This is a genomic window from Candidatus Methanoperedens sp. BLZ2, from assembly GCF_002487355.1.
Lineage (GTDB): Archaea > Halobacteriota > Methanosarcinia > Methanosarcinales > Methanoperedenaceae > Methanoperedens.
The window spans coordinates 25349-33553 of record NZ_NTMG01000033.1 but is presented as its reverse complement, the minus strand read 5'-3'; the positions used below and the strand labels follow the sequence as shown (position 1 = coordinate 33553).

At 41.3% G+C, this 8205-nt stretch carries 10 protein-coding genes and 1 pseudogene; 3 read left to right on the top strand and 8 right to left on the bottom strand.

The window, feature by feature from the left end:
* A pseudogene (locus CL181_RS05660) lies at positions 1-354 on the bottom strand (RNA-guided endonuclease TnpB family protein); the annotation flags it as partial.
* A 306-nt stretch (positions 355-660) separates the two neighbouring features.
* Positions 661-1368, bottom strand: a complete 708-nt coding sequence (gene tatC / locus CL181_RS05655; protein WP_097298296.1) for a twin-arginine translocase subunit TatC — start codon at positions 1366-1368, stop codon at positions 661-663.
* A gap of 186 nt (positions 1369-1554) precedes the next feature.
* On the opposite strand from tatC, the gene CL181_RS05650 reads away from it, so the two are divergent.
* The 3 genes from CL181_RS05650 (at position 1555) to CL181_RS20160 (ending at position 4029) form a co-directional block, all read left to right on the top strand.
* Positions 1555-1938: a hypothetical protein gene (locus CL181_RS05650; protein WP_097298294.1), complete on the top strand. Its 384-nt coding sequence runs from the start codon at positions 1555-1557 to the stop codon at positions 1936-1938.
* Positions 1935-3743, top strand: coding sequence for a YgiQ family radical SAM protein (locus tag CL181_RS05645; RefSeq protein WP_097298293.1), 1809 nt, complete (start codon positions 1935-1937; stop codon positions 3741-3743). Before CL181_RS05650 ends, CL181_RS05645 begins: the two co-directional genes overlap by 4 nt.
* A gap of 124 nt (positions 3744-3867) precedes the next feature.
* Positions 3868-4029 (top strand): hypothetical protein, encoded by a 162-nt coding sequence (locus CL181_RS20160; RefSeq protein WP_176505081.1) that lies wholly within the window; start codon positions 3868-3870, stop codon positions 4027-4029.
* A gap of 234 nt (positions 4030-4263) precedes the next feature.
* On the opposite strand, the gene CL181_RS05635 is transcribed toward CL181_RS20160, so the two are convergent.
* From CL181_RS05635 to CL181_RS05610, 6 genes are all read right to left on the bottom strand, one after another.
* On the bottom strand, positions 4264-4428 hold the full coding sequence (locus tag CL181_RS05635; RefSeq protein ID WP_176505080.1) for a hypothetical protein: 165 nt from the start codon (positions 4426-4428) through the stop codon (positions 4264-4266).
* A gap of 394 nt (positions 4429-4822) precedes the next feature.
* Positions 4823-6031 (bottom strand): group II intron reverse transcriptase/maturase, encoded by a 1209-nt coding sequence (gene ltrA, locus CL181_RS05630; protein WP_097298287.1) that lies wholly within the window; start codon positions 6029-6031, stop codon positions 4823-4825.
* Positions 6032-6244: a hypothetical protein gene (locus tag CL181_RS05625; protein ID WP_097298286.1), complete on the bottom strand. Its 213-nt coding sequence runs from the start codon at positions 6242-6244 to the stop codon at positions 6032-6034.
* A 656-nt stretch (positions 6245-6900) separates the two neighbouring features.
* A complete protein-coding gene (locus CL181_RS05620; protein ID WP_097298285.1) occupies positions 6901-7131 on the bottom strand; it encodes a type II toxin-antitoxin system HicA family toxin in 231 nt (76 codons plus the stop codon).
* On the bottom strand, positions 7128-7352 hold the full coding sequence (locus tag CL181_RS05615; protein WP_097298284.1) for a type II toxin-antitoxin system HicB family antitoxin: 225 nt from the start codon (positions 7350-7352) through the stop codon (positions 7128-7130). The genes CL181_RS05620 and CL181_RS05615 overlap by 4 nt, the downstream gene beginning before the upstream one ends.
* Positions 7353-7483: 131 nt before the next feature.
* Positions 7484-8068, bottom strand: coding sequence for a hypothetical protein (locus CL181_RS05610; RefSeq protein WP_097298283.1), 585 nt, complete (start codon positions 8066-8068; stop codon positions 7484-7486).
* Positions 8069-8205: the final 137 nt, after the last annotated feature.

Here is an 8205-nt window from a genome sequence, read left to right as displayed (position 1 = left end):
CAGCCTTCCACTGTTGGTAAGGATAGATATGGCTTCCAGCTTTCGGAAGGACAGGATTCTTTGATCATAAACGATAGCTCCGGTAGGCTTGAATGTCGGTTTGATGGTTTTATCGCGTTTATAGGATTCACAAACCTTAGCAATAGCCCTTATGGTAAGCTGTGCAGAAAGTTTAAATTTATCCCTGACATCATAATAGACAACCTTTTGAAGTTCCCTCTTGTTTGCGGTTTTCAGTTCAAAAGCAATATCGGCAATATAATTACACGCTTCATTAAACCTGTGCATTGTTTCAAGAATAGCACTATGCTGTTCCTTGTTTGTATCCAGTTTAACCACAAGCGTTTGTTTCATATCAAATATCCAGTATGTTTTAATACAAACCCACGATTTTCTTTTAATAGTTCTAAACATTTTTTACAGGTTACATCTACTGGAATGTCAGCAAATTGAAAACTATTTCCCGCCGATTTACATATTGGAGATTGGGTATTCTCGTTGTACCAATGGGTTTTAGCAATGCTGTTCATATTGATATAAATGTTCAATCTGTATATATAGTTATTTGAAGGCGGGGTACGATTTCTCCCCTGATTATAAATCAGGGGCTTCCTCTACCCCTGCACCCCAACGATGTGAAAATTGAGCAGATTGAGCAGATCAAAAATATCTGGCAATCATCAAACTGAACTCAAACAACATTACAAGAACTAATGCCACTATCAGTTCCGAAATGGCTGTGGGATCGGGAGTTATAAAAAATGCAAACGCAATAAGAGCCCCATAAACGAATTTTCGTTTTCCTCTAATGAAATCACGTTTCAATAGACCCATCTTGATCGCAGATATGAGGAGTAAAGGAAACTGGAATATAAGTCCAAATCCCAGTATCAGTGTAATTATCGTGTCAATTGTTTTTATGACCGAAACCTGCGGGTTTGCAACATCATTTGAATAAAATATCGTATATTTGAACAGAATGGGCAATACAAAAAAATAAGCAAGAATTGCCCCCAGCATGAATAGTATAAATGAAAATGGCACGATCTTGATGAAAAACATTTTTTCATTTTTATAAAGTCCTTTTGCAGTAAACATGAATCCCTCATAAACAAGAAGAGGTATCCCTATAAAAAGTGCTGTAACTAAAGAGAGTTTAAATCGTGTAAGGATCAGTTCCATCGGGGAGTATATGGTCATTGGCAGCGGAATTGCGTTGTTCCATATCAGTTTTAAGAGCACTCCGGAATAAATGAAAGCAATAGAAGTAATCAGGATGATCGGAACAGCCACTACCAGCATCCTTGAACGTAGTTCCTTGATATGCTCCTCAAGAGGCAGTTCCTGATCGCCAGGTACAGAATTCATTATGCTGTATTGGTTCTTTTTCTTAATAAAAGGGTAGCAATACTTTTAGATCATGTCCTGTCCTCGAATAAGCTGCAAAACTTAACCGATATCGGATGTTCATAAAATATTACACCGGCGTGAAATATTTATACAATAATCCATATACATGAAATTTCATTGAAGAAATAGTGAAAGGGTTGAGAGATGAAACTTAAGGGTAAATTAATCGAATTCATGATCGTGCATGACCTTGTCCCTGTGCGAATAAGATGGGGAAAAAGTGCAAGTAGGATTGGCAGGATGTTCAATGATGTTTTTCATATGCTCGATAAAAATGAACGAATTAAATTGACAAAAATGATGCATTCATGGGGTCTTGAAGATGCAGGCGAAGTTGTAGAAACTTTGAAGATAGAAAGAAACCTGCATGGATGTGCAATTGCATTGATGGGAATGCATCGCGTATTCGGGACAAAAAGCCGTATTGATAAAAATATATTACATATTTGCACGAAGAGACGGAGCGATGGTGATAATTTTTGTGAGCTGGTATTAAGAAACCGTGATTATTTTATATCGAAATCATGAAATCCCAACCCCCAATCCTTCCGATATCACTTCAGGAAGCTAAAAAACCCGGCATCCGGGAATTTGACATAATCCTTGTAACAGGCGATGCCTATGTTGACCATCCTTCTTTTGGGACAGCATTGATCGGGCGCGTTCTCCGGGATGCAGGATTCACTGTTGGTATCATAGCACAACCTGACTGGAAAAGTAATGATGATTTTAAAAAGTTAGGAAAACCGCGGTTATTCTTCGGTGTGAGTTCGGGAAATGTTGATTCCATGGTAAATAATTATACTGCGAACCTCAAAATCAGGAGTGATGATGTCTATTCACCAGGCGGAAAAGGGGGACTGCGGCCAAACCGCGCATCAATTGTATATTCTGATAAGCTTCATTCGATTTTCCCTGGTACACCGATAATTCTTGGTGGAATTGAAGCAAGCCTGCGGCGGTTTGCCCATTATGATCACTGGTCTGATTCGGTGCGCCAGTCCATCCTTGCAGATGCGCCTGCGGATATGATTGTCTTCGGGATGGGAGAAAGACAGGTTGTAGAGATCGCAAATCGTCTTTCAAAAGGCCAGAACATTAAAGAGATCAGGGATTTAGCAGGAACCGCTATTAAAGTGGAAATAAGCAAATGGCGCTCCATGGAGCATGAGAGCTATATGGAAATTCCCGGATTTCCTGATGTGTCGCGCGATAAAGAGCTTTATGCTAAAGCATTTAATCTTCATTACCAGGAACAAGACCCGGTCAGGGGAAGACCTGTGGTGCAAACGCACCCGAAAACCATAATAATCCAGAATAAACCCGCAATGCCGTTGAGTACACAGGAACTTGACCATGTATATGAACTTCCTTTTTCAAGAAAAGCGCATCCCTCTTATAATAAGCCCATACCAGCGCTTGCCCCTGTCAAATTCTCGGTCGTGAGCCACCGCGGATGCTTTGCATCATGCTCCTTTTGCGCCCTTACGCATCACCAGGGAAGGATAATCCAGAGCAGGAGCATAGAATCAATTGTACGGGAAGTAAAAAGAATGACGAAGATGCCTGATTTTAAGGGCATCGTGCAGGATGTGGGAGGACCAACTGCAAATATGTATTCGATGCATTGCAAGAGGTGGCAGGGAGAGGGAGCATGTCCCGATAAAATATGTATGGGTTGCAAAAGTCTTGACGCAAGCCATAAGAACCAGGTCGAACTCCTCCGGCGCCTTCTTGAAATAGAAGGAGTTAAAAAAGTGTTCATAGGTTCGGGGATACGCTATGACCTTGTGCTTAAAGATACATCCGGGTACCTTTCCCAACTATGCGAGCATCATGTGAGCGGACATCTCAAAGTTGCGCCTGAACACATAATAAAACATGTTACAGATATTATGCACAAACCAGGAAAAGAAATGTTCGAGGATTTCAGGAAACGATTTGACGCAGAAAATAAAAGGCCGGGGAAACGGCAATATATTCTTCCGTATTTCATGTCCGGGCATCCCGGATGCAGCGTCGAGGACATGGTTGAGCTTGCAGAATATATCCGCGATAACAACCTTTACACCGAACAGGTGCAGGACTTCACACCCACGCCTATGACCGCTTCAACATGTATGTATTACACAGGCATTGATCCTTTTACGATGGAAAAAGTGCACGTGGCAAAAGGACGGGAAAAAAGGATACAGAGGGCGCTTTTGCAGTACAGGGATGAACGAAATTACGGATTTGTGACCGAGGGACTGAAGATGGCAGGAAGGGAGGATCTTATCGGGAGTGATAGGAAGTGCCTGATAAAGAGAGGAAAAGAGAATAGAAGGATCTGAATGATATTTTCGGTATCGATGGGGGGATTTTCGTATTATCGTAGAAAATAAAGGGCAAAAGCAAATACAGTAGTAAACTATTTATAATAGTTGCAATCCTATATAAACAATAAGAGGTCGAATTATGGAATTCAATGAAAAAACCGTTGGTTACATATTGTATGCAGTAGGAATTATTGGCGGCGTGGAAGGCGCTACTGATGTGCGCCCGGAACTGAGCCTTGTGATAAGTATTGTATCTGTGATCGTTATCATTATCGCCAGCTATCTATTAGCTAAGAAATAATACTTTTTTTAATATTTTGATCTTTTTTCAGGCATCGGGAAATGTGAATAACAGAACATTTAGCAAAGGAATATTCGTCACACGACCACGCAATGAATTGCGTTGGCATCAGGAGGATGCTCAGAGATTTTGCATTCCTGTCTGTTAACTTGATTTTTATCTTTAATTCAGGCGCTGAATCGTTATTTATGAACCAGAGTTGATAGGAGAGTTTAACAGAGTTAATTAACAATTTTACCTAATAAGTTCCATTCCTCCTGTAATTGGTTGAGCTCCAACTCCCAGGCATGCACTACATATGACATATGGACTATGACCATCGTGATCTCTTGACATTTCTCCTGAACCGTTGCAAACCGCACATGTTACAAAAGGAAGAGAGCCGCTAACTTCTACCAAGACTTTTCCTCTACCGTAGCAAACTGAACATATGACATACGGACTATGACCATCGTGATCTCGTGACATTTCTCCTGAACCGCCACAAACCGCACATTTCAAAATATATTTTTGATTACCTAATTCCTCTAAAATCACAATAGAAATGCTTCCCATATTCTATAATCACCTTTGAAATCTCCTATAACTTTTCTGCATATAATTTTTGTCATATGCAATTTTAGATATACTCTCCATACGCCCGATTCTCAGCATTTCAGAGGTTATTCTGGAATCCATCGCCTTTAGGGAGATGAGGGTTCATATCGCCTTCGCAGAGTAGAGCAGTGCCCTTTCAGGCACCACCCCCTCATCAAACTGCACAGACGGATTTCCCGTATGCAGCTTTCGTCTGTCATATCCCTTTACAAGAGATGGTATCATCCAGCATCGAAGAAAGTGAAACCAGCCCCATCTTGGCAAACTCGGCAGGATGTATCCCGAAAACAAGTATCTTCAGAGTACGCCTCTTAGCTACAAAGCTCCTTAAGCGTCCCCTGATACATCCATCAAGCTCCTCGAACGATTTCTTCACAGTGCCGCCCTTGAAATAGTTCCCCCAACCCCGGATAACCGGATTGATGGATTCTATCGCCATTTCAAGGTTCTTAGGTTGCTGCCGTCTTGTTCGACGCTTTATCTCTTCCCTGAACCTCTTCCTTGCTTTGTCCCTCGGTCTTTTCCATCTTCCATTGAAGTGAAAACCAAGGAACTCAACCCCTTTCTTTCTTGCATTGATGATCTTTGTTTTCTCAGGGCTGAGTTTCAACTTTAACTCGTCCTCCAGAATCTCCTTTGCTCGTTTCAGGGCATCCTGTGCATCTGATTCGAACTTGCAGAAAATAACAATGTCATCTGCATATCTCAGGAGCAGATAGCCACAATCGCCCATTCTCCTATCGAAATGGTTTAAATAAATATTCGATAGCAGCGGACTGAGGTTTCCGCCCTGAGGAGTGCCTTCATTGCTCTCCTCGAATATGCCTTCGTTCATTATTCCACTTTTCAGGAACGATTCTATAAGAGAAAGAACTCTGCCGTCTGCGATCTTTTCGCATACAAGATCCATCAATATCTGATGGTCAACATGGTCGAAGAATCCCTCAATATCAGCATCCACTACCCAGTGGTAGCCTCTTTCAAGGTATGCTTCACCCTTCCTGACTGCCGCATGGGCATTAGTGTTGGGTCTGTAACCGTGGCTCTGGGGCAGGAATATTTCTTCAAAGATGGGTTCAAGTACGTTCTTTAATGCCTGCTGGACTACTCTGTCTCTCACTGTAGGAATCCCAAGTTTCCTCATCTTCCCGTTGTCTTTCGGGATCAATACTCTTAAGACCGGGCTTGGCTCATAGCGTTTCTCTTTGAGCAGTCTCTTTATTTCGGCTAAGTTTTGCGGTAAATTTTGTTCGAATTGCTCAATGGTTATTCTATCGTTTCCAGCACTTCCTCTATTTGCTTTTACGCTTTTCCATGCCTTTTCAAGGTTCTTTTGATCCCATACTTTATGTATCAGGGCAAATGCCTTGAATTTGTCATGGTACTGCTGATTCCATTTCTTCATTTACTGTTTCCATCGGTTTCGGCTTCCAGCAGTTATTCCACTATCTTCATATACTGTCATCAGAGGGCGTTTTATTGCCGTTTCGGCAGTGCTTACCTTTCTGGTATCTTCTTTTAATCTGATTGGTGTTATCGTGCTGTTCACCTCGACTCTATCCAGACTGGAACTCCTTTGCTCGGTTGAGTTTTCCCTTGACAGAGTCGCCCCCTGCATCCATCGATGCAGGTTCTCTGTTTCATCGGCTCTACGTTCATCGCTACTATGAGTTCTTCCGACGTCTCATAACGCATTGCTTTGGCTTTCCCGTAAGGTTATACCTCGGCTACCTCGTATCTTTTCCACTGAATCCAGTGACCCAGGAACGTGTAGGGTTTGTTTCCAGTTTCAAGTAGGACGTTATGAGACCTCCCTCGGTCACACAGGAGAGCGTTTTCGACCATCCCGACCATGATCATCCCGACAGTCATTATTCTGATCAAGCTTCTGTTTGTTGACGGAACATCGCATCCTGTCAAGGCCACTTCTGGTTCACTTGTTGTTTCGGGCTGTGGCTGCCGATACGGGAACTCTGCACAATGCTTCACAGCATTGCACTTCCCTTCTCTTCATGCGGGAGCAGTTCCGCATGGTGGGATTTTCACCCCGGTGGATATGTGCCGTTACATTCATGTTTTATATCCTTTTTGTTCTTTCTTTCCTGTGCTTCAAGGCACGCGTCAACGACCCCCGAATAGAATTCGGAGGGCATCCCCGCTTGGGTGCATGAGGATTAGTATCGTTCATTCGATGTATTGGATTTGCCAAAAAGGAGGGGCACGTAATCGGTATAGAGAGGGAGCAGATATAGGCTCAAGAATTCGTGGTTCTTATTATTTCATCATCTTCTTAAATTCATCCACAGATAATCCAGCATCAACCAATATACTTTTAACAACTTTTGGATGCAGGATTTTTCCGCTATGATAAGCAATAGTTACTCTTTTTCCTTCTTCATTCTTGTATATTTTATGGCTGCCTGATTGTCTTGAGAAACGGAAGCCCAATTTTTCAACAATTTTGATTATTTCATTTGCAGTTACTCTTGGTAGCTTTTCGCTCATGCTGTCACTTCAAGGGCAACAAGACTGAAAGAGTTAATCTTTTCAATTACCTCGCCGCTTTCGAGAATATCTTCTATGTGCAGGCGGATAGCGTCTTTTATATTTTCGAGTGCTTCCTCATAAGTATCCCCCTGAGAGTAACAGCCCTGCAAAGCCGGACACATTGCAAAATAGCCATCATCGTCTTTTTCTATTACTACAGGGAGGGTATATTTTTCCATAGATAGATTCTCCTTTCAAGTCTAATTGATTTGGAAAGTATTTAATGATTACATTTCCCATTTCTGTTAGTTCTTTTTTATCGACCAGACTTTTCTTCAACATCATATTTACTCTCATATTGAGGTTGTTTTCATTCCCTGCTCTCTTTATTGTATGCATTTTCATGGCGTGCTTTTATATCTTTAATAGTTAGCGAAGATAAAACATTATCATACTTTTCAAGCAACATACGTCCAGATATCGGATCTTCAGGATCACCTACCAATAAATCCTTATTAGGGATATCCCATCCATCTGGACTTCGGTTTGAGCCTACAGGTATCAAATTACCTTTCTTCTTCTTTTTTTTCTCCATTTTTGCGCTTGGCATTCTTGCTTTTGCCAAATCGTTTTTTAATTCAGAAATTTTTTCATAGAAGCTCTCAGAAAAACATACCTTTGCCTGACACATAGTTCTGATAACTTCATATGCTCCCAATGTCCAAAACCACATCAAAGTTGAAGCATGTCCTATTAGACCTGTATGATTATTTGTAAAACCTTTATCAAGGTTTTCAATAATTTCATCTGATACTGATAAAAGAACGTTATTCCGTTCAGATAAATAATATGAAAATGCAATCAAGGGTTCTTGTGATAATCTCTCTTCTTCGGTGGGATTTACTAAACAAATTTTTATCCTTCTACCTTTTTTTGCAGTTTTATCCGTGCCCATTTTTTACGCCTCGATTTTTGCACTGGTTTAAGATATATTCTTAAGGATGCACATATTCTTATCGCCTTCAGTCACCGGTATACACCATACGATGTACGAGGCCTGTATAAGTGCATCAACCACCCTATTAGACCCTA